This is a genomic window from Nocardia sp. NPDC050412, assembly GCF_044458825.1.
Lineage (GTDB): Bacteria > Actinomycetota > Actinomycetes > Mycobacteriales > Mycobacteriaceae > Nocardia.
In genome coordinates, this window is record NZ_JBITIJ010000032.1 from 5,038 (window position 1) to 27,040 (window position 22,003).

At 65.8% G+C, this 22,003-nt stretch carries 25 protein-coding genes; 13 read left to right on the forward strand and 12 right to left on the reverse strand.

Annotation, left to right across the window (positions count from 1 at the left end):
* Positions 1–128: 128 nt before the first annotated feature.
* A complete protein-coding gene (locus ACIBI6_RS40755; RefSeq protein WP_396960516.1) occupies positions 129–1,253 on the reverse strand; it encodes a DUF3152 domain-containing protein in 1,125 nt (374 codons plus the stop codon).
* 285 nt (positions 1,254–1,538) lie between these two features.
* Between ACIBI6_RS40755 and ACIBI6_RS40760 the strand changes: the two genes are divergently transcribed.
* Complete coding sequence (locus tag ACIBI6_RS40760; RefSeq protein WP_364343876.1) at positions 1,539–2,204, forward strand: TetR/AcrR family transcriptional regulator; 666 nt, start codon at positions 1,539–1,541, stop codon at positions 2,202–2,204.
* 74 nt (positions 2,205–2,278) lie between these two features.
* Here the strand turns inward: ACIBI6_RS40760 and ACIBI6_RS40765 are convergent, their stop codons facing one another.
* Entirely contained in the window at positions 2,279–2,506 is a 228-nt protein-coding gene (locus tag ACIBI6_RS40765; RefSeq protein WP_364343879.1) for a DUF3107 domain-containing protein, read from the reverse strand.
* 265 nt (positions 2,507–2,771) lie between these two features.
* A complete protein-coding gene (locus tag ACIBI6_RS40770) occupies positions 2,772–3,317 on the reverse strand; it encodes a YceI family protein (RefSeq protein ID WP_364343882.1) in 546 nt (181 codons plus the stop codon).
* Between the two features lie 102 nt (positions 3,318–3,419).
* Here ACIBI6_RS40770 and ACIBI6_RS40775 point away from each other — a divergent pair, with 102 nt between their 5' ends.
* A complete protein-coding gene (locus ACIBI6_RS40775) occupies positions 3,420–4,250 on the forward strand; it encodes a helix-turn-helix transcriptional regulator (protein ID WP_364343885.1) in 831 nt (276 codons plus the stop codon).
* Here the strand turns inward: ACIBI6_RS40775 and ACIBI6_RS40780 are convergent, their stop codons facing one another.
* From ACIBI6_RS40780 to ACIBI6_RS40790, 3 genes are all read right to left on the reverse strand, one after another.
* Positions 4,251–4,943: a ferritin-like fold-containing protein gene (locus ACIBI6_RS40780; protein ID WP_396960519.1), complete on the reverse strand. Its 693-nt coding sequence runs from the start codon at positions 4,941–4,943 to the stop codon at positions 4,251–4,253.
* 156 nt (positions 4,944–5,099) lie between these two features.
* Positions 5,100–6,155 (reverse strand): alpha/beta fold hydrolase, encoded by a 1,056-nt coding sequence (locus tag ACIBI6_RS40785; protein WP_396960521.1) that lies wholly within the window; start codon positions 6,153–6,155, stop codon positions 5,100–5,102.
* A gap of 70 nt (positions 6,156–6,225) precedes the next feature.
* Complete coding sequence (locus ACIBI6_RS40790) at positions 6,226–7,083, reverse strand: hypothetical protein (RefSeq protein ID WP_364343894.1); 858 nt, start codon at positions 7,081–7,083, stop codon at positions 6,226–6,228.
* Positions 7,084–7,451: 368 nt separating this feature from the next.
* Between ACIBI6_RS40790 and ACIBI6_RS40795 the strand changes: the two genes are divergently transcribed.
* The 5 genes from ACIBI6_RS40795 to ACIBI6_RS40815 all read left to right on the forward strand — a co-directional run bounded on the left by ACIBI6_RS40795 (position 7,452) and on the right by ACIBI6_RS40815 (position 12,603).
* Positions 7,452–9,212 carry a DEAD/DEAH box helicase gene (locus tag ACIBI6_RS40795; protein ID WP_364344556.1) on the forward strand — a complete coding sequence of 587 codons (1,761 nt, stop codon included), beginning with the start codon at positions 7,452–7,454 and terminating at the stop codon, positions 9,210–9,212.
* A gap of 321 nt (positions 9,213–9,533) precedes the next feature.
* A complete protein-coding gene (locus tag ACIBI6_RS40800; protein WP_364343897.1) occupies positions 9,534–10,769 on the forward strand; it encodes a hypothetical protein in 1,236 nt (411 codons plus the stop codon).
* Positions 10,770–10,818: 49 nt separating this feature from the next.
* Positions 10,819–11,430: an acid phosphatase gene (locus ACIBI6_RS40805; RefSeq protein ID WP_364343900.1), complete on the forward strand. Its 612-nt coding sequence runs from the start codon at positions 10,819–10,821 to the stop codon at positions 11,428–11,430.
* Complete coding sequence (locus ACIBI6_RS40810) at positions 11,427–11,918, forward strand: GNAT family N-acetyltransferase (RefSeq protein ID WP_364343903.1); 492 nt, start codon at positions 11,427–11,429, stop codon at positions 11,916–11,918. Before ACIBI6_RS40805 ends, ACIBI6_RS40810 begins: the two co-directional genes overlap by 4 nt.
* A 4-nt stretch (positions 11,919–11,922) precedes the next feature.
* Entirely contained in the window at positions 11,923–12,603 is a 681-nt protein-coding gene (locus ACIBI6_RS40815; protein ID WP_364343906.1) for an endonuclease V, read from the forward strand.
* A 7-nt stretch (positions 12,604–12,610) separates the two neighbouring features.
* Here the strand turns inward: ACIBI6_RS40815 and ACIBI6_RS40820 are convergent, their stop codons facing one another.
* A complete protein-coding gene (locus ACIBI6_RS40820) occupies positions 12,611–13,042 on the reverse strand; it encodes a hypothetical protein (protein WP_364343909.1) in 432 nt (143 codons plus the stop codon).
* A 67-nt stretch (positions 13,043–13,109) separates the two neighbouring features.
* Between ACIBI6_RS40820 and ACIBI6_RS40825 the strand changes: the two genes are divergently transcribed.
* Together ACIBI6_RS40825 and ACIBI6_RS40830 are read left to right on the forward strand one after the other, a co-directional pair.
* Positions 13,110–14,054 (forward strand): diacylglycerol kinase family protein, encoded by a 945-nt coding sequence (locus tag ACIBI6_RS40825; protein WP_364343912.1) that lies wholly within the window; start codon positions 13,110–13,112, stop codon positions 14,052–14,054.
* 250 nt (positions 14,055–14,304) lie between these two features.
* On the forward strand, positions 14,305–14,559 hold the full coding sequence (locus ACIBI6_RS40830) for a WhiB family transcriptional regulator (RefSeq protein WP_011211115.1): 255 nt from the start codon (positions 14,305–14,307) through the stop codon (positions 14,557–14,559).
* A gap of 269 nt (positions 14,560–14,828) precedes the next feature.
* On the opposite strand, the gene ACIBI6_RS40835 is transcribed toward ACIBI6_RS40830, so the two are convergent.
* On the reverse strand, positions 14,829–16,343 hold the full coding sequence (locus tag ACIBI6_RS40835) for a histidine kinase N-terminal domain-containing protein (RefSeq protein WP_364343915.1): 1,515 nt from the start codon (positions 16,341–16,343) through the stop codon (positions 14,829–14,831).
* Between the two features lie 23 nt (positions 16,344–16,366).
* A complete protein-coding gene (locus tag ACIBI6_RS40840) occupies positions 16,367–16,582 on the reverse strand; it encodes a biotin/lipoyl-binding carrier protein (RefSeq protein ID WP_364343919.1) in 216 nt (71 codons plus the stop codon).
* Positions 16,583–16,672: 90 nt separating this feature from the next.
* Between ACIBI6_RS40840 and ACIBI6_RS40845 the strand changes: the two genes are divergently transcribed.
* Complete coding sequence (locus tag ACIBI6_RS40845) at positions 16,673–16,747, forward strand: 50S ribosomal protein bL37 (RefSeq protein WP_095887907.1); 75 nt, start codon at positions 16,673–16,675, stop codon at positions 16,745–16,747.
* Between the two features lie 72 nt (positions 16,748–16,819).
* Here ACIBI6_RS40845 and rsrA read toward each other — a convergent pair whose 3' ends face one another.
* Together rsrA and ACIBI6_RS40855 are read right to left on the reverse strand one after the other, a co-directional pair.
* On the reverse strand, positions 16,820–17,080 hold the full coding sequence (gene rsrA / locus ACIBI6_RS40850) for a mycothiol system anti-sigma-R factor (protein WP_364344559.1): 261 nt from the start codon (positions 17,078–17,080) through the stop codon (positions 16,820–16,822).
* A 20-nt stretch (positions 17,081–17,100) separates the two neighbouring features.
* A complete protein-coding gene (locus tag ACIBI6_RS40855) occupies positions 17,101–17,742 on the reverse strand; it encodes a sigma-70 family RNA polymerase sigma factor (protein ID WP_396960527.1) in 642 nt (213 codons plus the stop codon).
* A gap of 322 nt (positions 17,743–18,064) precedes the next feature.
* Here ACIBI6_RS40855 and ybaK point away from each other — a divergent pair, with 322 nt between their 5' ends.
* Both ybaK and ACIBI6_RS40865 read left to right on the forward strand, forming a co-directional pair.
* Complete coding sequence (gene ybaK / locus ACIBI6_RS40860; protein WP_364343922.1) at positions 18,065–18,559, forward strand: Cys-tRNA(Pro) deacylase; 495 nt, start codon at positions 18,065–18,067, stop codon at positions 18,557–18,559.
* A gap of 73 nt (positions 18,560–18,632) precedes the next feature.
* Positions 18,633–18,992: a hypothetical protein gene (locus ACIBI6_RS40865; RefSeq protein WP_364343925.1), complete on the forward strand. Its 360-nt coding sequence runs from the start codon at positions 18,633–18,635 to the stop codon at positions 18,990–18,992.
* 24 nt (positions 18,993–19,016) lie between these two features.
* Here the strand turns inward: ACIBI6_RS40865 and ACIBI6_RS40870 are convergent, their stop codons facing one another.
* Positions 19,017–19,808, reverse strand: a complete 792-nt coding sequence (locus ACIBI6_RS40870; protein WP_396960530.1) for an SOS response-associated peptidase — start codon at positions 19,806–19,808, stop codon at positions 19,017–19,019.
* A gap of 134 nt (positions 19,809–19,942) precedes the next feature.
* Between ACIBI6_RS40870 and ACIBI6_RS40875 the strand changes: the two genes are divergently transcribed.
* The gene (locus ACIBI6_RS40875) at positions 19,943–21,451 is read left to right on the forward strand and encodes an aldehyde dehydrogenase family protein (protein WP_364343931.1); all 1,509 of its coding nucleotides are present in this window, start codon (positions 19,943–19,945) and stop codon (positions 21,449–21,451) included.
* Positions 21,452–22,003 lie beyond the last annotated feature (552 nt).

Genomic DNA, 22,003 nt, shown 5'->3' on the forward strand with positions numbered 1-22,003 from the left:
TGGGGGGCCGGGCGGGGGCCGGCGGGGTGGAGGGGCTTGCCCGGAGGGCGCCTGTGGGGCGGGCGGGCCCGCGAGACACCAGGGGGCCGCGAACACGCCGCGCCGAAGGCGCGGCCATTAGACACAGCTCAACCGCGCGGATAAGGCCAGGGATTGAAGCGGCAGTGCTTACCGTCCATCGGGACTACACCGTCTGGATCGAGCGCCGCGATGTCGTTGTTCTTGGTGCCGAAGGTCTGCTGCATCATCACCGGCGCGAGCCCGCCGTCGGTCTCGCACGGCTGATGCTGGTGATAGCCGATGGCATGGCCGACCTCATGGTTGACCAGGTACTGCCGATAGGAACCGATATCGCCCTCGAAGGCCAGCGCGCCGCGCACCCAGCGCACCTCCGAAAGCACCACCCGGCGCAGATCGGCATTGAAGCAGGAGGAGTCGATCGGAATATCGAAACCGCATGCCTTGCGCGAGGATTCGCGGGAGGCGAGCGAAATGCGGAAGTCCGGCTCCCCCTGGTCGATGCGCCGGAAGGCGAACTTGGTGTCGTGCGCCCAACTCTTGGGATTGCCAAGGGTGCTTTCGACCATCTTGGCCACGGACTCGTCCCCGCCGAATCCGGAAGTGTCTACGCCGTTCTCGATTTCGACGGTGTATTTGAACTGGAACTCCGATCCGGTACCCACCTGCCCGGTGGTCCCGGGCACCACATGCCATGTGCCTGTACCGGTTTCGGTGAACGGTCCGCCGTCGGGCAGCGCGCCGGTCGGCAAGGTCGTCGGGAAGTGGCCGTCGCCGGGCGGTGCGCCGATGATGCCCGCGGATGCCGCACGTGGGCTCAATCGTCCGAATCCCGGTGCTCCGCCTGCCAGATTCGCCGGATCGCTGACCCCGCGCACCGCGTCCACGATCACCAGCACGGTCACCACGAAAAGTACGGGAAGTGCGTAGGCACGCCATCCGTAGGTGCGGATGAAACGACCGAGTGCGCTCTGCTTCTTGGTATCGCGCTCGGGTCTCGATGCGCGGGAACGACTCTCGTCGGGGGCGGTGGGGTCCCAGCGGGCCCGCAACGGTTGATAGGCACGATCGACGGGTGATTCGTTCAAGCCGAGGGGGTCATAGATCTCGACACCGTTCGCAGTGCTCGGTGGCGAACCGGATCTCCATTCGATCTCACCCTCGGCGCCATCCCGGGCAGCGGCACCGTTTCCGGTGACTGCCCCCGTACGCACCTCGGGGCCTGGCCTTTCCACAGAGCCCGAGACTACGGAACCGGACGCGGCGGAGCCAGCCCGGCGGTGCGCGCTGCGCCCACCGCCGGAGGGTCTTTCCGCTCGGTCGGTCACGTCAACCAGAGTCTCACAGGGCGCAATACCCTCGACCCGGGTATGCCTGCGCTCCCGATTGGCTGCGATATATCTCACCGAGTGGACCGCAACTGCGGCCCCGATCGGCAGACGCGGTGCAACCGGGTATCGTTCATGGGATACCCGGTGTACACCCCAATTTGCCGGGGCATCGACTGGGAGAGCCGAAAAATGACTGACCTCGTGGACCGGATGGCGTCCCGCAGAATGTCGTCCGATGCCATCGCGCCAACCAAGCGCGGTACCCGGCTTCCGCGCGACGAGCGTCGTCAACAGCTACTCGCGGCCGCCAGTGAGGTGTTCGTTCAGCGCGGCTACCACGCCGCGGGCATGGACGAGATCTCGCAGTGCGCCGGAGTGAGCAAGCCGGTGCTCTATCAGCACTTCGCCAGCAAGCTCGAACTCTATTTGGCGGTGCTGCAGAACTACGTCGACATGCTGGTGTCGAGTGTGCGCCAGGCGCTGCGCTCGACCACCGACAACCGGCAGCGTGTGCGTGCCGCGGTGCAGGCCTACTTCGATTTCGTCGACAACGAAATGCAGGGCTTCCGACTGGTTTTCGAATCCGATCTGATCAGCGAGCCGCAGGTGCAGCGCCGGGTCGAGCAGGCCACCGAGGCCTGTGTGGACGCGGTGTTCGATCTGGTCGCCCACGATTCCGGTTTGGACCCGTACCGGGCCAGGATCCTCGCGGTCGGACTGGTCGGTACCAGCCAGTTCACCGCACGGTACTGGCTGGAGGCGGATCGGCCGATTCCGAAGGAAGAGGCGGTCGACACCACTGTTTCGCTGGCGTGGGGCGGTCTGTCGCACGTGCCGCTGCATCCGATCAACTGATCGAGTATTCGGGCAGCAGAGCCCCCACACTCACCCGAGTGCGGGGGCTCTCGTTTGTTGGGTCGCGGTTCGGCTCAGACCGCCGCGAAGCCGACACGACCGCCGGTGGCGGCGCCGATCTCGACATAGGCGACCTTCGAGGCCTGGATCAGGAACTTGCGGCCCTTCTCGTCGGTGAGTGCGACGACGCCGTTCTCACCGCTCAGCGCACCGGACACCAGCGCCTCGACCTCGTCGGGGGTCTGCCCGCTGTTGATCACGAGCTCGCGCGGGCTATCCGAAATACCGATCTTGACCTCCACGGCCAACCTCCGAACCTAGAGTCCTGTGTGCTGTCGAATCAAGGCTAATGCTCCCCCGCCTCCCCGGGTATTCTGCGCCCCACTAAGAGCCACGAAACCCACGTCGGCGACCGGCGACCGGATAGCTCGCCAGTACTGGGCGTACCCCACGAGTTGCCCATGTACCTGGGAAATCAGTAGTCACGTCCGGGATCCGATAGCGCCGTCGAGCGACCGCGCGGCCGGCGTTCGCCTGTCGCGAACGCCGTCCCGCTCGCGGGTATGCCTACTTGGGCTCGATGAGCTGGATTTCCAGTTCGACCTTGACGGCATCGCTGAGCATGCCGGGCAGCGGACCGCCGACGCCGAAGTCGGTGCGCTTGATGGTTCCGGTCGCGGAGAAACCGGCGTGCCGGTCGCCGGTCCCGGCGAATTCCTGGACACCGCCCCACTCGACATCGAGGGTGACCGGCTTGGTGATCCCGCCGAGCGTGGCCTCGCCCTCGACCTCGAACGATTCCGCGATCAGCACCGGCTCGACGGCGCGGAAGCTCAAAGTGGGGCGGTTGGCGACATCGAGGAAGTCGGCGGTGCGGACGTGGTTGTCGCGATCGGCATTGCCGGTGTCGAAGGAGTCGAGGTAGATGGTGGCGCCGAGCGTTGCGAAGCCCTTGTCGTCGACGACGAATTCGGTCTCGAACTTGTTGAAGCGGCCGCGGACCTTGGAGATGCCGAGGTGGCGGATGGTGAATTCGACCTGGGAGTGCATCGAGTCCAGGGTCCAGGAACCCGGGGTGAGCGTGGTGGCAGTGGATTCAGCGGAAGATGTCATGCCATAGACCATGACCGGACCGTGGTCCGCTAGCCAGACCGCCGTTATCCTGGACCCGTCAGGGCGCGGATAACCATCCCAGGACGGGGCACGATGAAACGTATGGCACCCAATCCGTTCGCGGAATACCTCATCGCGCGCCGCGCCCAATTGCGGCCGGCGGATGTGGGACTTCCCGAGGGCGGACGCCGACGTACCCCGGGATTGCGCCGTGAAGAGGTCGCGGTGCGCGCCGGAGTGAGCGCCGACTATCTGGCCCGGTTGGAGCAGGGGCGCGATACCAATCCGTCGGGGGCGGTCATCGATGCGCTCGCGCAGGCGCTGCTGATCGAGGGTAAGGACCGCCACCACTTCGGCTGGCTCGCCGTCACCTCGAGTAATGAGTCCCGCTGTCCCACCACCGAATCCGTGGTGGAGCATCCGACGCCCGCGATCGAGACCATCCTGCGCGCACTGCATCCCACCCCGGCCTTCGTGATCGGGCGGCGGCTCAATGTGCTCGGCTGGAATCCGGCCTGGGAGAACATCGCGAAACCCGTCGGGCTACTGGACAATCCGGAGGTCGTGAATCTGGCCTGGTTCACCTTCGCGCATTCGCGCGCCAAGCAGGTGCTCCGGAACTGGGACGAGGTGGCCGATATTTTCTCGGCCGCACTGCGGCGCGCGACGATCCGCTGGCCGGGCGAGGACCGCCTACTCGAGCTGATCGACGCGCTGCTCGCCTATCCGGAATTCGAAAGCCGTTGGCAGCCACAGCATATCGACGACTTGACCTCGGGCACGATGCGATTCGACCACCCGGAGTACGGCCATATCGATATCCCGTTCGAAGCCATGAACGCCGATAAGGATCAGTGCGTCGTCGTTTGGCTCACCGACCAGGCACAGGCGCAATCACCCGGCCTGCGGCTGGTCCGCGCGGTCAACGAGTAATCAGATTCCCAAGACGGCCATGCGCTCGGCATGGCTGGCCTGCATGCGCTCGAACAGCGCGGCGATGCCGTTGAGGTCACCGGTCGCGGCGAGCACCAGCTCGGTGAGTTCGTCGCGCTGGGCCATGACGTACTGCGCCTGGGTGATCGCCTCACCGAGCAGCCGCCGACCCCACAGCGTCAGCCGGTCGCGCTCGGAGCGGCTGGTCGCGACGGCGCGGCGCACCTCCTCCACCACGAATTCCGAGTGGCTGGTCTCGGCGAGCACATCCCGGACCACGGCGGAGACCTCGGGAGACAGGGCGCCGGCGATCTCGGTGTAGAAGTCGGCCGCGATTCCGTCACCCACATAGAACTTCACCATCGATTCGAGCCAGGTCGAGGGATCGGTGGAGTCGTGGTAGGCGTCCAGGGCGCGCACGAACGGCGCCATCGCGTCGAAGATATCCACACCGCGTTCGGCCAGCGCGGATTCCAGGGTTTCGAAGTGACGCATCTCGGCGGCGGCCATCTTCGCGACGGCCACCTTGCCGCGCAGCGTCGGCGACAGCTTGGCCTCCTCGGCCAGCCGGTAGAACGCCGAGATCTCACCGTAGGCGAGCACCGCGAACAGGTCGATCACGCCCGTATCGTTGGCGGAAATGGACGAGCCGGACAACGAAACCCCTACCGCTGCTGGTGACTGTGCTCCCATATCGCACAGCGTAGTGCTCCCCCGCCTCCCCGGATATTCAGCCGACCAGTTATTGCCGAACGTGTCGTGTTACGGGCTGACGGATTCGGGGGATCGAATTCTGGGCGTACCCGACGAGTTACCCATGTACGGATGAAATCACTCGAGCTCAACGCTCTACCGATATCCGGCCAGGAACTTGTCGAGATAGGTCCAGGTCGTGTCGCGTGCGGTTTCGGCGGTGAGGATGCCGAGATGACTACCGGGTGCGGTTTCGTAGCGAACGGACTGCGCGCCGGTGAGGATGCGCTGTCCGGCGGCCACCGCGGCGGCGGGGGTGATGACATCGGCGGGTCCGCCGACCAGCAACACCGGCGCGGTCACGTCAGCCAACTCGATGCGACGCTTGCCGAACTGCACGACACCTCGCCCGATGTCGTTGTTCAGGATCAGTCGGCCCCACAGCTGGCCGTAGAAGCGGCCGGGATAGCCGGGCATCTCGGACATGAATCGGTCGATGGACTCCATCTTGGCCAGCGCTTCGGTGCGCGCGATATTGCTCGCGACGAACCAGGGGCGGGTGAGTTCGCGATCCCATGCGGTGACCTTGTAGGCGATCCGGGTCAGCGTGGCCGGAATGCCACCCGCCGCGCGCACCGCCGTCGAGGTGGCGATGCCGCCGGTCAGCTTGGCGACCGCGCGCACCTGCGGAATGCCGGTCATCTTGTCGTAGTCCAGCGGCGAGCCGACGGCGGTAATAGAGCGGATCGGCAGTTCGGGGTGCGCGGCCGCGGTCAGCAGGGCGAGGGTGCCGCCGATGGACCAGCCGACAAGATCGACCGGACGGCCGTCGCGATCGGCGCAGGTGCGCAGGATCGCCTCGGGCAGAATGTCATCGATCCAGGTCTCGAAGCCCATCCGCCGGTCGGCGAAGGTGATTTCGCCGTAGTCGACGACGTAGGGCGCCCGGCCCGTCTCCAGCAGGAATCGGGCCAGGCTCTGATCCGGACGCAGATCGAAGCAGCTGGCGGGCGCGGCCAGCGGCGGCACCAGCAGCACCGCCGAATCCGTTGCGGCAGCGGCGGATCCGGTAGCCTCGAAGCGGCGCAGCTGCCGATGCGGTTCGTCCCACAGCACCGTCGACGGGGCGGGGTCCGGCGCCTCGACGCCATGGCCGAAGGTCAGCGCCCACGCATTGCGCGCCGCGATGGTGACTGTGTCGGTGAAACTCACCTCAAAAATGTCTCACATCCCGTTACCGGCGGTAACAGGCAACTCTGATTTGTGAGCGATCGTGCATCGCTCAGCCCCGAGTCATGCCGATCGGATTGAGCGGCGGCACCACGCTCTCCTGAACGCGCTTCGCCAACGGGTCGAGCAAGTAGGTCAGCTCCGCGATGGCATCCTGCGACAGCGCCGCCAATGCGCCGTTCCAGGCCGCCTCGTCGGTATCTGCCTCGACCCGTCCGAGCAATTCGGCACCGGAGCCGGTCAGCTGCGGACTGATCGGCTCCCCCGCGATCAAACCCCGAGCACGCAACTCATCGGCGATATCGGACCATTCCCGCTCCGACCAGCCGCGCGCGGGCCGCATCACCGATTCGGGCGCTTTACCGGCCGCGACCTGCAGCACCAACGCCTGCGATCCGGACAGACCGCGGGCAACCAGGGCCGCCACATGGCCATCGCCGCGATGTTCGCGCAGTGTGGTGGTGAGCTGCCACAGTGCGGCCACCGGATCGGTGGACAGCGGCAATTCCGCATTCGCCGCATACAACGGGCGGCCGGTCGGATCGGCAGTGCGCACCACCGGTTCGAGCAATTCGACGGCACGAGCGCAATCGGCGTCACCGGCTCCGGCCCCGCGCAACAACCCGACCGAGAAGGCGAGCCGGGCCTGCAGACAGGCCTGCGGCGTCGTCCGGGTCCAGGCGTCCGGGACCGCCTTGGCCACCGTGTCGGGATGGAATCCGGCGAAGGTCGCCAGTACGGTGCCAGCGCCCACCGCTCCGAGCGGCGCGGCCCGGAACGCGAAGTAGGTCTGCCAGAAACCGCGCAGTCCGAGCACGACTCCGGCCTGCTTGACATCCGAGCCGAAATACACGACATCGTGGATGGGTTCGAGAGTGTGCCAGATTCGACGCGCTAGATGAATTGCCATGTGGCGCAGCGTACGTCGATGGTCAACGCATGGACACCGCGCATTCCGTCCGGAAATACCGTGACGGCAATTCGAGCCATGCACAATATCACGCTACAATCTTTGCGGACAACGGAAATTTTCGTCTGTCGAGTCGCCGGATCGTACGGTCGCCCGAGTGTCGCCGACGAGGTTTTCGAAGTCCGGGAATATGTGCGCGCACCAGATCCGCATCACCCTTGCGCCGCGCCGATATCTGCTGAGGTCAGCCGCCGAAAACGACGAGTTGCCGCAGGTATCAGGGCAGTGGCCGAGGTGAGTATCACAGGCGGATATGTGGTTGTCGCGGGCCGGCCGGTCCGCCCCACACCTCGTGCGCGTGTGACGCGATAACGAGGAAAGGCACGAACCTGAGCAAGATCACTGTCGAACAGGAACCTGGTCTGGCGGATACGCTACTGACCGCCGAACTGGACGAAACGCACACCGCTCCGACATTCGCCGAATTGGGGGTTCGCGATGAAATCGTGCGAGCGCTCGGCGAGATCGGAATCGAACGTACCTTCGCAATTCAGGAACTGACCCTGCCACTGGCTCTGGCCGGTGAAGATCTGATCGGTCAGGCCCGCACGGGGATGGGTAAGACCTTCGGATTCGGTGTGCCGCTGCTGCACCGGATCGCCACCGCCGACACCGGGACGACCCCGCTGGACGGCACACCCCGGGCACTGATCATCGTGCCGACGCGCGAACTCTGCATTCAGGTCACCCAGGATCTGGAAAACGCGAGCAAGTACCTGAAGAACCACCAGGGCCAGCTGCGCGTGCTCTCGATCTACGGTGGCCGCCCGTACGAGTCCCAGATCGCCGCGCTGCGCTCCGGCGTCGACGTAGTCGTCGGTACCCCCGGCCGACTCATGGATCTGGCCGATCAGGGCCATCTGATCCTCGGCAAGATCGGCGTGCTCGTCCTGGATGAGGCCGACGAAATGCTGGATCTGGGCTTCCTGCCCGATATCGAACGCATTCTCGGCATGGTTCCGACGCAGCGTCAGACCATGCTCTTCTCGGCCACCATGCCGGGCCCGATCATCACCCTGGCGCGCACCTTCCTGACCAGGCCGACGCATATCCGAGCCGAAGAACCGCACGATTCGGCCGTGCACGATCGCACCGCGCAGTTCGTCTATCGGGCGCACGCACTGGACAAGAGCGAACTCGTCGCCAAGGTGCTGCAGGCCGAGACCCGCGGCGCGACCATGATCTTCACCCGGACCAAGCGCACCGCGCAGAAGGTCGCCGACGATCTGGCCGACCGCGGCTTCGCCGTCGGCGCCGTGCACGGTGACCTCGGGCAGATCGCTCGGGAGAAGGCGCTCAATAAGTTCCGCAAGGGCGCCATCAATGTGCTGGTCGCGACCGATGTCGCGGCGCGTGGCATCGATATCGACGATGTCACCCACGTGGTCAACTACCAGTGCCCGGAGGACGAGAAGACCTACGTGCACCGGATCGGGCGCACCGGCCGGGCCGGACGCACCGGTGTCGCGGTCACGCTGATCGACTGGGACGAACTGAACCGCTGGGCCGCCATCAACACCGCCCTGGGCCTCGGCATCCCGGATCCGGTCGAAACGTATTCGCGCTCGCCGCATCTGTTCTCCGACCTCGGTATTCCGGAGGGCGTCACCGGCACGATCCGCAAGCCGAAGCCGGTCCGCGAGGAGGACGCCGAGGTAGTCGAGCGCCCCGCCCGCACGCCGCGCAAGCGCAATCGGCGCCGTACCCGCGCGGGACAGCCGCTCGACGGCGAAGCCAACGTCACCGAAACCGACGACACCGAAACCGATGACGCCGCCGCCCCACTCGACGATGCGACCGACGACGAGACGGCGGATAAGCCCGCCCGTCGCCGCCGCCGTCGGCGCAAGTCCAGCGGTGCCACCGAAAACGGCACGGAGAACGGCACCGAGTCGAATGACAACGCGGACGTGAGCGCCGAAGCGGACTCGGACAGCGATACCGATGACGCCGAAACCACCGAACAGCCCGCGCGCCGTCGGCGCCGTCGCCGCAAGCCCGCTGGCGAAGCAGCGGCTGGCGAAGCAGCGGCGGACACCGCTCCCGAAACGGTGACCGCCTCGGCATAGTCGATACGCAGGCGCGTCTGTCATGGGCAGGCGCGCCTGTGGTGTCTCAGCGGCAGGCCCCGGCCGCGTCTTGCGATACACGGTCGCAGGTAAGCGTCGACGGGTCGTCGATAAGCAGGCACGTCTGTCGTGGGCAGGCGTCTCAGCGGCCCCAGCGCGGATGCGCGCGCGTTCTCCTGATGCACTGTCGCATGCGAGCGCGGAACGCGGAAATATCGGCAGGTAAGCACCATTGAGCGCACCGGTAGCCGTCATCGGTCGGCGGGTGTCCACGGTGAGACCGATCGCATCGGCCGAGCGATACGTTGTACTCTCGCAAACGTGCTCGCACCCGAGCGGCGAACGCGCGCCGACATCATCTCCGCAGTCGCGATCGCCGTGGTCGTGGTGATCGCGGCCGTGGTGGTGTGGGCGCGCAGCGATGCCAGGGGAACCGAATCGGTGACGGCGGAACATCCGGTTTCCACTCCGGCGGCGGCAGATCAGGTTCCGACGAGTCTGCATGAGCTGTGGCATGCGCCCGACCCGGCGGCGAACCGGGCGCTGGTGGCTGCGGGCACCGTCGTCACGGGCGCGGACGGCACGGTCACCGGGCACGATCCGCGCACGGGTACGGAAGTGTGGCACTACCGGCGAGACCTACCCCTGTGCGGCGTCGAGTCGCAGTTCGGCACCGTGATCGCGGTGTACAAGGACCAGCGCGGCTGCAGCCAGGCCACGCTGCTGGCCGGTGAGGACGGTTCGCGCCGGACCGCGCGCAGCAGCTACATGGATCCCGCCGTGCAGCTATCGGTCGACGGCACCTATGTACTGGCCCAGGGGCCGCGGCGGCTGGAGATGTGGCGCTCGGATCTGGTGCGCACCCTCGAATACGGCTACGTCGACGCACCGGTGAACGTGAAAACTCAACCGCGCAAGGGCTGCAAGCTGATCTCGTCGAGTTCGAGCTCCACCCGGCTCGCGGTGCTCGAACGCTGCCCCGAAGATCCCACCAACCGGCTGACCGTGCTCAATCCGGCGCCGAAGGACAATACGGTGCCCGAGGAGTACGGCTCGCATGTGCTCAACGGATCCGGTTCGGACTCCCCCGACGGACGCGTAATCGCGGTGTCCGACAACCGAATCGTGTTGTACCTGCCCGGTACACCTGCCACCGCGACCGCCGAAGCGATATCGCCGCGGCTGGAGGTCTTCGACGGCACCGGGAATGCGCTTGTGGTGCACCAACTTTCCGCACCGCTGAGCGATAAGACGACGACCACCCGAATCAGTTCGCTGTTCCTGGTATTCACCGGCAATAGCCTGATCGCCTTGAACGCGGGCACTTTCGATCCGATCTGGGCCGCTCCCAGCGCACTCGGCAGTCCCGTCTTCATGGCGGGCCGACTACTCGTGCCGGTCGACGGCGCCATCACAGTCCTCGACCCAACTTCGGGCACCGAAGTGTCGCGCATTCCGGTGGCCCGCCCCGGCTACGACGGGTCCCCCATCTCGCTCGCCGTCCTCGGTACCACCGTGCTGGAAAAGCGCGGCACCGAGATCTTCGCGCTCGGCTAGCACCCGCCCGTCCCCGGCGGTGTCGGACCCGTACTTCATGATGGAACTCATGTCCGCACGCGACGACGCCCGACTGGTTCTGCTCCGGCACGGCGAAACCACATGGTCCAGCCAGCGGCGCCATACCGGCCGCACCGATCTGCCACTCACCGAGCGCGGTGAGGAGCAGGCCCGCGCCGCGGGCGGCCTGCTCGACGAGCTGAAGCTGCGTGACCCGCTGGTGCTCACCAGTCCGCGTCAACGCGCTGTCCACACGGCGGCGCTCGCTGGGCTCACCGATACGGTTGTCGATGCCGATCTGGCCGAATGGGATTACGGCGATTACGAGGGCAAAACCTCCGTCGAGATCCGCGAGCACGATCCCGGCTGGACCATCTGGACCGGAGTTGTGCCCGGTGGCGAGACGGCCGCGCAGGTCAGCGCACGCGCCGATCGGGTGCTGGTATCGGTGGGCCCGGCACTGCCGGACCGGGATATCGTGCTGGTCGGTCACGGTCATTTTTCCCGGGCGCTGATCGCCCGCTGGGCCGAGCTCGATATCCGGGAGGGGCGGCGCTTCGCGATGTCGACCGCCGCGATCACCGTGCTCGGTTACGAACATGATGACCGAACCATCCTGGCGCACAACCTAGTTCCCGCAAACCATGGAGCAGCACTATGACTCGCCCCGGCCAGATCCGTCGCGCCACCTCCGCCGATGTACCCGCCATGGTTGGCCTGGTCGAGGATCTCGCCGAGTACGAGAAGTCCCGCGCGGAGTGCACGCTCACCGCCGAGCAGCTGGACACCGCGCTGTTCGGGCCGTCGCCCGCGGTTTTCGCGCATGTCGTCGAGGACGAGACCGGTGTGGTCGGGTGTGCGATCTGGTTCCTGAACTACTCCACCTGGACCGGCGTACACGGCATCTACCTGGAGGACCTGTACGTGAAACCGGAAACCCGCGGCAAGGGTTACGGCAAGGCACTGCTCGCCGCCCTCGCCGAGGAGGCCGTCGCCAATGGCTACAGCCGGGTCGACTGGGCCGTGCTGACCTGGAATGCGCCAGCCATCGAGTTCTACAAATCCATCGGCGCCAACCCGCAGGACCAGTGGGTCGGCTACCGGCTCACCGGCGCGGCCATCGATAAGCTCGCCGCCGAAGCCTGGTGAGTGAGTGAGGGTTACCGCACCCACGGATTGGCCGACCACCGCAGAGGAGGCCATGGCGATCCAGGATGCCTTGCGGCCATTGGTGATTGCGGCCGATCCGCATCCGCCGCGATTCCGCACCATCGCCGGACTCGACTCCGCCTACGACGACGAAGCCGGGATCGCCGCTGCGGCCGTCGTCGTATTGGACAGTGCCACACTGGATCCCGTCGATACCGCGGTAGCGCATGGGCCGGTCACGTTTCCCTACTTGCCCGGCCTGCTGTCCTTCCGTGAACTGCCGATAACCCTCGCCGCCCTCAAAAAGCTCGTTACCACACCGGATCTGCTGATCTGTGATGGACAAGGACTCGCACACCCGCGCCGCTTCGGCTTGGCCTGCCACATCGGAATCCTCACGGGGACACCGACAATCGGCGTTGCCAAGACACCGTGGGGCGATTACCGCGAACCCGGTCCAGAACGCGGAGCGGTCAGCGATATCACCATGGACGGCGAGGTCGTCGGGCGCGCGCTGCGCACCCGACGCGACGTCAAACCCGTCTTCGTCTCGGTCGGCCATCTCATCGACCTGGACACCGCATGCGCCCAGGTGCTCACGCTCACCCCGCGCTACCGACAGCCGGAAACCACCCGGCAGGCCGATCACCTATGCCGTCAGACGCTGCGGTCCGCCACCGCCTGAACCCCGGCTACTTCGATTCCGGTTCGATCCCGTAAACCTCGGCCATCCAGCGATTCGACGCGGGCGCGAACAGGAGTACCAGTGCGCCCACCACGACAATGCCGAGCAGCGCCCCGAGCACCGGCTGATGCGAATCGGTCAGCAGCGACCAGGTGACGGGAAGCAGGAGCACCTGGGCGATCACAGCAATGGCCCGCCCCCATCGGTGCCCGAGAAAAAGTCCGACCCCGGCCGCGAGCACCGCCCCGCCGAGAATGCCGAACCACGCTGCCGTGCCGTACCCGCTCGCGGCGCTCTGATCGTGTCCGAGCAGGCCGCGCACGATCAGCACGATCGCCACGACCACGGCCACCGCCCCCTCCAACCCAACCAATCCGCCCGCACCGCGCACCGTCGCGGGCACACCCGCCGAAACCTCGTCTTTGCCGCTGTCCGCCACGGGGCCAAGCCTAGAACGCACTCGGCGGCTTTTCGGACCGGGCCGTGCGCCGATTAGGGTGGCGAAGGTGCGGACGTTGCTGATCGTGAATCCGAATGCCACCTCGACTACGCCGGCGACGCGGGACCTGCTGGCGCACGCGTTGGAGAGCCGGACCCAGCTGACCGTCGCGCATACCCAGCACCGCGGCCACGCGGCGGAATTGGCGCAGTGGGCGGCAACCAACGAGATGGATCTGATCGTGGTGCACGGCGGCGATGGGACGGTCAACGAGACCATCAACGGCTACCTGCCGCTACCCCAGGTCGACGACGGACATGCCTGGTTGCCGCGCCTCGGCGTGATTCCGGGCGGCTCGGCGAATGTGTTCGCACGCGCCCTCGGCATCTCCCCGGATCCGGTGACCGCGACCAACCAGCTCATCGATCTGCTCACCCTCGAGCATGACCGCAAGATCGGGCTCGGCCTCGCCGATGATCGCTGGTTCGGCTTCAGCGCGGGCGTCGGCCTGGACGCGGATGTCTGCGAGGCGATCGACAACAGCCGCGCCAACGGCCATGCCGCCACCCCCGGTCGCTACGTTCGCACAACCGTCCGACAGTTCTTCAAGTCGAAGCGCAAGGAGCCGAGCGTCCGGATCGTGATCCCTGGTTTCGAACCTATCGGTGAGGTCCATTACGCCTTCGTAACGAACACCAGCCCGTGGACCTACCTGAACGCCACCCCGGTGCACACCAACCCGGGAACGGCCTTCGAAACCGGTCTCGGCGTGTTTGCCGTGCGGTCGATGTCGGTGGTCTCCACGCTACTGCTCGCCAGGCAGCTTCTCGCAGCCCATGGAAATCCCAAGTCCCGCAACCTATTTCGCGAGGACGATGTGCCATCCGTGCGTATCGAGGCGAGCGAGCCCATCGGGCTGCAAATCGATGGCGACTTCATCGGAAAACGCAACATGGTGGATTTCACAGCTGTGCCGGACGTGCTCGAGGTCGTCGCTCCACGCTCGAAATGAGCACGAAACGCGCGAAAAAACCCGGTGTTGTGCTGCGAAAACCGGGTAGAGCGAGTACAAAGGACCGGGCAGGTTCCCCCAGGGGTTCCTTGAGAGCGTGAGCTTCCCCACGGTGCACCAGATACCTATTGACATCTACGGTGTTCGTGAAAGCATTCACAAGCAACCGTGCGGAAACATTCGAGTCGCACAAGTGAACGATCCACAAACCGTAGGCGCCCTTCGCGGCGCCCAGCAAAGGAGCAGAGGAATGGACTGGCGCCACAAGGCCATCTGTCGCGATGAGGACCCCGAGCTGTTCTTCCCGGTGGGTAACAGTGGTCCGGCGCTCGCGCAGATTGCCGATGCCAAGCTGGTCTGCGCTCGCTGCCCCGTTACCGCCGACTGCCTGTCCTGGGCCCTGAAGTCCGGGCAGGATGCCGGCGTGTGGGGCGGTATGAGCGAGGACGAGCGTCGGGCGCTCAAACGTCGCAACGCCCGCACACGTACCCGCACCGTCGTCTAGTAGGACGACCAGCGTTACCGGACCTATCAGCCCGGCCCGGTAACGCAGTCAAGCCCGGCACCCAGGTGCCGGGCTATTTTGTGCCTGTGTCTGATTGCAGCGCCTGCGGCGCTGCGTGTTCGCGGCCCCCTAGTGTCTCGCGCCTGCGGCGCATGCGCTTCGACGACTCGGCCGCAAGAACGGCCGCGAACAGTCGCTCGTAAGACTTGCTCCGTTGTGGTCAGATGTGTGTGGAAGCTGAGACTTATTGCCTACCAGGCGAGTTCAACTCAGCGCCCTGAGCGGCGGCCCAACGGGACGCGCAGCACCGCGTCAGTGCCGATATCGGCACCTGGATGTAAACCGATGGAACCGCCGAGTTCGGCGGTGACCAGTGTGCGCACGATCTGCAGGCCGAGGCGGTCGGAGGATTCCAGGCTGAAACCCGGCGGCAGCCCGCGGCCGTCATCACTGATGATCACGTCCAGCCAGCGCGCCGAACGCTCGGAACGGATTGTCACCGTGCCGTTTTCGCCTGAATCGAAGGCGTGCTCGATGGCGTTCTGCACCAGTTCGGTGAGCACCATCACCAGCGGGGTGGCGCGTTCGGCGGAGAACACGCCCAGCGAACCCGCCCGGCGCACTTTGATTCTCGCGGTGTGCACGGTCGCGACATCGGCCATGATCGGCAGCAGCCGGTCCACCACCTCGTCGAGATCGACCTCTTCGTCCACCGACATGGACAGCATTTCGTGCACCGAGGCGATCGAGGTGACCCGGCGCACCGATTCGGTGAGTGCGACCTGCGCCTCCTCGTTCTCGGTGCGGCGCGCCTGCAGTCGCAGCAGCGCGGCCACGGTCTGCAGATTGTTCTTCACCCGGTGGTGGATCTCCCGGATGGTCGCATCCTTGCTGAGCAGTGCGCGGTCGCGGCGCTTGACCTCGGTGACATCGCGGACCAGCACCGCGGCACCGGCCAATTCGCCGTGCGGGCGAAGCACCAGGGTGCGCAGCAGCACGGTGGCGCCGCGCGCCTCGACCTCCATGCGGCGCCCGGTCCGGCCCGCCAGGGCGGCCTGGATATCGCCGACGACCTCCTGGGCGTCGAACGGATCGGTGATCAGCGAGCGGGTGGTGACGGCCAGATCCTGACCGGCCAGATCCGACTGCAGCCCCATCCGGTGATAAGCCGACAGTGCGTTCGGGCTGGCGTAGACGACGATGCCCTCGGTATCGAGCCGGATGAAGCCGTCGCCCGCGCGCGGACTGGAATGCGTCGCGGCGCGGTCCTCGGTGGTCGGAAAGGTGCCGTCAGCGATCATCTGGCACAGATCGTCGGCGCAGGCGACATAGGCGATCTCCAGCGTGCTGCGCACCCGGGAACGCTGCAGATCGGTATCGCGGCTGAGCACCGCGATGACATCGTCGCCGCAGCGCACCGGAATGGCCTCGCGGATGGCGTGCACCGGAGGCGGATGGTAGACGCCCTCGGCCTCGATATCGCTGTCCGCGCGCACGATCTTGCCGGTCATCAGCGCGTCGAAGACCTGCGGATGATCAGCGTGCAAGGCGGTTCCGCCGACCCGATCCTCTGGATGGACGGTGGGCGCGGTCGTCGGGCGACACTGTGCGACGCAGACGATATCGGCGCCGTCGACGATCGGTCCCGCACCGACCCACAGCAGCAGATCCGCGAAGGACAGATCGGCCAGCAACTGCCAATCGCCGACCACCCGCTGCAGATGGTCCACGGCGACGCCGGGTAGGTCGGTGTGTTCGGCCAGCAGCTCACTCAGTGTCGCCATATTCGATCTACCCGCTTCAGAAGTTAAGAGATGACGGCGATCAGGTGCCCGGCCTTGATCGCATCGCCCTCTTCGACGCCGATCGAGGTCACTGTGCCACTGCTTTCGGCGAGCACCGGGATCTCCATCTTCATCGACTCGAGGATCACCAGGGTGTCACCCTCGTGCACCTCATCACCCTCGGCAACGACAACTTGCTGCACGACCGACACCAGCTCCGAGAGCACTTCCTCCGCCATGACACCCCATCCACTCGTTCGCCCGTATCCGCTGAAACTACAGCCAACCACACATGAAACAATGACCTTCGATCAGAAGGGAGACTACCTATGGGTAAGCGTGGTCGTAAGAAGCGCAGCCGCAAGGGAAGCGCGGCCAACCACGGCAAGCGTCCTAACGCCTGAGCCGTAACAGACGAAAAACACCGAGGGCCAAGATCGTTCGTAAGGCACTCGGTGTTTTTTCTGTCTTCGGCACTACTCGGTGGTCTCGACCCGGGTGACCGTGACGGATCGGCGGATCTCCAGGGTCAGCCGATCACGCAGCGAATCCGGTGCCCGATCGCCGCCGCATTTGCGGCTCAGCAGGCCCTTGATCTTCTCCTCGATGCCGTAGGCCTCGATGCACGGCGAGCAGTGATCCATGTGGTGCTGTAGCCGGGCCCGGGTGGCATCGTCACATTCACCGTCGAGCATGAGCCAGACGTCGGCGAGCACAGCCGTGCAGTCCAACTCCATATCGGGGTCACGCTCCGTACTCACTGCTTGACCTCCTGGCGTTCCGCGCCGTTGCGGTTGAATCCACGTTCGCGCGCCACATCGGCGAGCAATCCTTTGAGCTGCTTGCGACCGCGATGCAGCCGGGACATCACCGTACCGATGGGGGTGCCCATGATGTCGGCGATTTCCTTATACGGGAAACCCTCGACATCCGCGTAGTACACCGCCATCCGGAATTCCTCCGGCAGCTCCTGCAGTGCGGCCTTGATGTCGTCGTCGGGCAGTGCGTCCAGCGCCTCGACCTCGGCCGAACGCAGTCCGGTCGAGGTGTGCTCGGCGGTGGCGGCAAGCTGCCAGTCGGTGATCTCGTCGGTCGGATACTGCGCGGGCTGACGCTGCTTCTTGCGGTAGGAGTTGATGTAGGTGTTGGTCAGGATGCGGTAGAGCCAGGCACGCAGATTGGTGCCCTCCTTGAAGGATTTGAAGCCCTGGAACGCCTTGACGTAGGTCTCCTGCACCAAATCCTCGGCATCGGCCGGATTACGGGTCATGCGCAGCGCGGCACCGTAGAGCTGGTCTAGCAACGGGAGCGCATCGCGCTCGAACCGCCGCACCAGCGCGGTATCCTCGACCGCGGCGCCGACCGCACCGTCGGTCACCACGTCATCGTCGCTCGTCACACCAATCCCTTCGATCGCCGTACCTGCCAAATCTACAGGCGCGGGCAGATCGAGTGAGAACTGAGCGTCCCCCGCGGCGCTCTCGACACGCCCGGAGGCGGTAGCGGAGCGTAACCACGGAGGGCGCCGAGAGTGTCGCAGATCGAGCACCAGCGACGTCACGGGGCGTTCGTCGAGCAGAACGGGCACCGACCTCTCCTTCACGTCCTACAGCCGCCGTACGGCTTTCGTATCGCATGCAACATGTCCGCGCCCAACTGTGTTCCCATAGCGAACTCCCCGACCCGAAATCCCCTTGCCGACCGCCATTAGGGTGACCGGCATGGCAGCAGCCTCGACCCCGGCGATCCGCACCCTGACCAAGGCCGGTGTGGTCCATCGCGTGCATGCGTACAAGCACGATCCGCGCGCCGATTCCTATGGCACCGAGGCGGTCGACGCACTCGCCGCCGAGGTCGGGGTGACGGCGGCGCAGATCTTCAAGACGCTGGTGATCGAATTGTCGACCGGTGCGCTCGCGGTCGCGGTGCTGCCGGTGCCGAATACCTTGTCGCTCAAGGCGGCCGCCGCGGCACTCGGTGCGCCCAAGGCCGCCATGGCGGATAAGACGAAGGTCGAGCGAACCACCGGTTACGTTCTCGGCGGCATCTCCCCGCTCGGCCAGCGCAAGCTGCTGCCCACCGTGGTCGATGCCTCGGCATTGGCCTGGGACCGCATGCTTTGCAGCGCGGGACGGCGCGGTCTGGAGATCGAACTGGCACCTGCGGACTTGATCCGGCTCACCGGCGCGGTAACCTCACCAGTCACATCCGTATAAATCCGCACCAGTCAGCAACATTTGTGCGTTACTGAACAGGCCCAGATCGTCCGACTCGAGGATGTGATGCGAAATGTCCGCGCGCCAGCGATTGTGCAGCACCATGATCGTCGCTCTGTTCGGAGTTCTCCTGCTCACCACCGGCCCGGTCGCGCTGCTAGCGCCTGCGGCCACCGCCGCACCCGGCAGCCCTCTGGTGATCGACGTCAACGACTTCCCGTTCGATGAGCATGTCGTTGACGACGGGCCGAAGAAGAACAACCCCCCGACGAAGAATGAGAAGGCCGACAAGGCCGAGAAGTTGGGCGGCGGCGTCGCCGGCAAGGTTATCGACCTGGGCGGCGGCGTGGCCCGCAAGGTCATCGACCTGGGCGGCGGTATCGTCAAGTGCGCGCTGAATATCGTGACCGATAGCGTGAAGTGTCAGCTCTGAGTGGATGAACGGCGGGCCGGGCGATCACAGCAAGCTGATCTGCCCGGCCTTTTCCGTACCACCGCGAGAGTCCAACGGCGCCAACAGTTCCGGACCATTATTGCGCACGCTGTTTACCAGCGACGAAACCGGACGCGCCACAATGTCCGCCACCGATTCCGCGCTCGGCGTCTCGAGCAGTGTGGCCGGTGCCGGATGATCCGGATCCAACCAGACCGCCCAATGCTGCCGCGGCATGGGCAGCGGCATCCGGTCGTGGATGCGGGCCAGCTCGCCGACGGCGTCGGTGGTCAGGATGGTGCATGACAGCAGCGGTTCGCTCTCCCGCTGTGAACGGTCCCGCCATACCGACCACAATCCGGCCATATACAGGCGCGCGCCATCGGCATTCGACATGAAGTACGGATGTTTGGCGACCTTGCCCTTGGCCCCGGCATCCGGTTCGACCAACCACTCGTACCAGCCGTCCATCGGTACCAGGCAGCGGCGATACTTCACCGCATCGCGAAACGATGCCGTGGTCGTCGCCTTATCGGCGCGGGCATTGAACAACGGTTTGCCCTTGACCGGTACGCCCGGTTCGGCGGCCTTGGTCCAGACCGGGATCAGGCCCCAGCGCATTCGCCGGATGCGCAACTTCGGGTCGTCGTCGGGGTGGTCGTGCTCATGCCGCTCCACCACGGTCAGCACCTGGGTAGTCGGTGCGACGTTGTAGTTGGTGGAACCGCCGTTGTTACCGGTCGGCGTCTCGTCGATGGCGTCCAGTTCGGCGGCGAGCCGACCGGGATCGGTAGTTGTCGCATATCTGCCGCACATATCTCGATACTTGCACGCGGCGCCGACAGACTCGGGAAGAATTGACGGTAGGGGTGACCTGGTGAGAGTTCTGACATAGCATCATCTCAGATGAATGGCCGTTAACTTATCTCGGCAAGAGGGAGAGACCCACCGTGACAACCATCGAGACCACCCCAACGACACCGGAGACGGCGTTGAATTCGGTCGATCCGGCCACCGGAGAGGTCATTGCCACCCATACCATCGCCGATGCCGACGCGGTTCGCGCCGCCGTCGCCAAGGCCCGCACCGCCGCCGCGACCTGGGGCGGACTCAGCTTCGACGAGCGGCGCAAACATCTGCTGCGCTGGTCGAGCCAGTTGGTCGCGGACTCCGAGGAGTTCACCGCGCTCATCCACAAGGAGAACGGCAAACCACTCGACGATGCGTTCCTGGAGTTGATGCTCGCGCTCGAGCACATCGCCTGGGCAGCCAAGAATGCCAGGAAGGTGCTCTCGCCGAAGAAGATCGCCCCCGGCGCGTTCATGGCGAACTTCTCCGCGCGTGTGGAGCAGCGTCCGCTCGGTGTCATCGGCGTAATCGGCCCGTGGAACTATCCGGTCTACACCCCGAACGGCTCCATCGCCTACGCCCTGGCCGCGGGCAATACCGTGGTATTCAAGCCCAGCGAATTCTCCACCGGCATCGGCAATTTCCTCTCCGATGCGTTCAAGAAAGCCAATCCGGAGCTGCCCGAAGGCATCTTCGAGACTGTCAATGGCTACGGCGCGACCGGCGCCGCACTGGTGCAGGCCGGTGTGGACAAGATCGCGTTCACCGGCTCCACCGCGACCGGCAAGAAGATCATGGCCGCGGCCGCCGAATCACTGACCCCGGTACTGCTGGAATGCGGCGGTAAGGACGCGGTGATCGTCGCGGGCGATGCCGATATCAAGGCCGCTGCCGATGCGGTCGCCTGGGGCGCCACCGCGAATAGCGGCCAGACCTGCGCCGGTGTGGAGCGGGTCTATGTGGACCGCGCGGTGCGCGACGACTTCGTCGCCGAGGTCAAACGCATCCTGACCGACGTCAAGCCGGGCTCGGGCACCGATGCGGCCTACGGTCCGATGACCATGCCCAGCCAGATCGATATCGTGCGCCGCCATATCGATGACGCGCTGAAGAACGGCGGCACCGCGGTGCTCGGCGGGCCGGACTCGGTCAAGGGTCCGTTCATCGAGCCGGTCGTGCTGGTCGATGTTGACGAGAACTCCGAGGCCGTGGCCGAGGAGACCTTCGGCCCGACCGTCACCATCCGGACGGTGGACGGCGTCGATGAGGCCGTCGAGTTGGCGAACAAGTCCAAGTACGGCCTGGCCTCGGCGGTCTACTCGAAGAAGAACGGCCTGGAGATCGCCCGACGGCTGCGCGTCGGCGCGACCTCGGTGAACTCGGTGCTCGGTTTCGCCGCCATCGCGGGTCTGCCCTTCGGCGGTGTCGGCGATTCCGGAATCGGGCGCATCCACGGCGAGCCCGGCCTGCGCGAATTCTCCCGGCCGCATTCGATCGCGGTGCAGCGCTTCGCGATTCCCGGCATGGCACTGCTCAGCTACTCACGGACCCAGACCACCATGAAGCTGCTGCGCCGCCTGGTCCCGATCCTGCACGGCCGCCACAAGTAGCCGCCACACCCGCCGGGCTCGCCTTTCGAGGCGAGCCCTTCGACCACAACGGAGCGAGTCTTACGAGCGAGGAGTTCGCGGCCCGTCTCGCGTCCGAGCCGTCGAAGCACCTGCAACGCAGCCACCAGCCTCCGCCACTGGGCGAGCACACATCCAAAGGCCGATCGACCCGCTCAGATGACCACAACGGAGCGAGTCTTACGAGCGAGGAGTTCGCGGCCCGTCTCGCATCCGAGCCGTCCAAACGCATGTGAAGTCGCGGGGTCGCCCTTCCCGCATGCGTGCACCAAGTGCCGAACACCCCGCCACCACCAACCACCACGGAGCGAGTCTTACGAGCGACCGTTCGCGGCCCGTCTCGTGTCCGAGCCGTCGAAGCACCTGCACCGCAGTCGCGAGTCGTGTTCTTCGGGCACGCGTGCATCAGGTGGCGAACGTCCCGCCGTCGGCGACCCCAACGGAGCGAGTCTTACGAGCGACCGTTCGCGGCCCGTCTCGTGTCCGAGCCGTCGAAGCACCTGCACCGCAGTCGCGAGTCGTGTTCTTCGGGCA

What these genes read in the sequence shown, in the direction of transcription:
- ACIBI6_RS40760 (WP_364343876.1), top strand. Translation starts at nt 1,539, where the DNA reads ATGACTGACCTCGTGGACCGGATGGCGTCCCGCAGAATGTCGTCCGAT.
- ACIBI6_RS40770 (WP_364343882.1), bottom strand. Translation starts at nt 3,317, where the DNA reads ATGACATCTTCCGCTGAATCCACTGCCACCACGCTCACCCCGGGTTCC.
- ACIBI6_RS40775 (WP_364343885.1), top strand. Translation starts at nt 3,420, where the DNA reads ATGGCACCCAATCCGTTCGCGGAATACCTCATCGCGCGCCGCGCCCAA.
- ACIBI6_RS40780 (WP_396960519.1), bottom strand. Translation starts at nt 4,943, where the DNA reads ATGGGAGCACAGTCACCAGCAGCGGTAGGGGTTTCGTTGTCCGGCTCG.
- ACIBI6_RS40790 (WP_364343894.1), bottom strand. Translation starts at nt 7,083, where the DNA reads ATGGCAATTCATCTAGCGCGTCGAATCTGGCACACTCTCGAACCCATC.
- ACIBI6_RS40805 (WP_364343900.1), top strand. Translation starts at nt 10,819, where the DNA reads ATGTCCGCACGCGACGACGCCCGACTGGTTCTGCTCCGGCACGGCGAA.
- ACIBI6_RS40810 (WP_364343903.1), top strand. Translation starts at nt 11,427, where the DNA reads ATGACTCGCCCCGGCCAGATCCGTCGCGCCACCTCCGCCGATGTACCC.
- ACIBI6_RS40830 (WP_011211115.1), top strand. Translation starts at nt 14,305, where the DNA reads ATGGACTGGCGCCACAAGGCCATCTGTCGCGATGAGGACCCCGAGCTG.
- ACIBI6_RS40835 (WP_364343915.1), bottom strand. Translation starts at nt 16,343, where the DNA reads ATGGCGACACTGAGTGAGCTGCTGGCCGAACACACCGACCTACCCGGC.
- ACIBI6_RS40840 (WP_364343919.1), bottom strand. Translation starts at nt 16,582, where the DNA reads ATGGCGGAGGAAGTGCTCTCGGAGCTGGTGTCGGTCGTGCAGCAAGTT.
- rsrA (WP_364344559.1), bottom strand. Translation starts at nt 17,080, where the DNA reads ATGGAGTTGGACTGCACGGCTGTGCTCGCCGACGTCTGGCTCATGCTC.
- ybaK (WP_364343922.1), top strand. Translation starts at nt 18,065, where the DNA reads ATGGCAGCAGCCTCGACCCCGGCGATCCGCACCCTGACCAAGGCCGGT.
- ACIBI6_RS40865 (WP_364343925.1), top strand. Translation starts at nt 18,633, where the DNA reads ATGTCCGCGCGCCAGCGATTGTGCAGCACCATGATCGTCGCTCTGTTC.
- ACIBI6_RS40870 (WP_396960530.1), bottom strand. Translation starts at nt 19,808, where the DNA reads ATGTGCGGCAGATATGCGACAACTACCGATCCCGGTCGGCTCGCCGCC.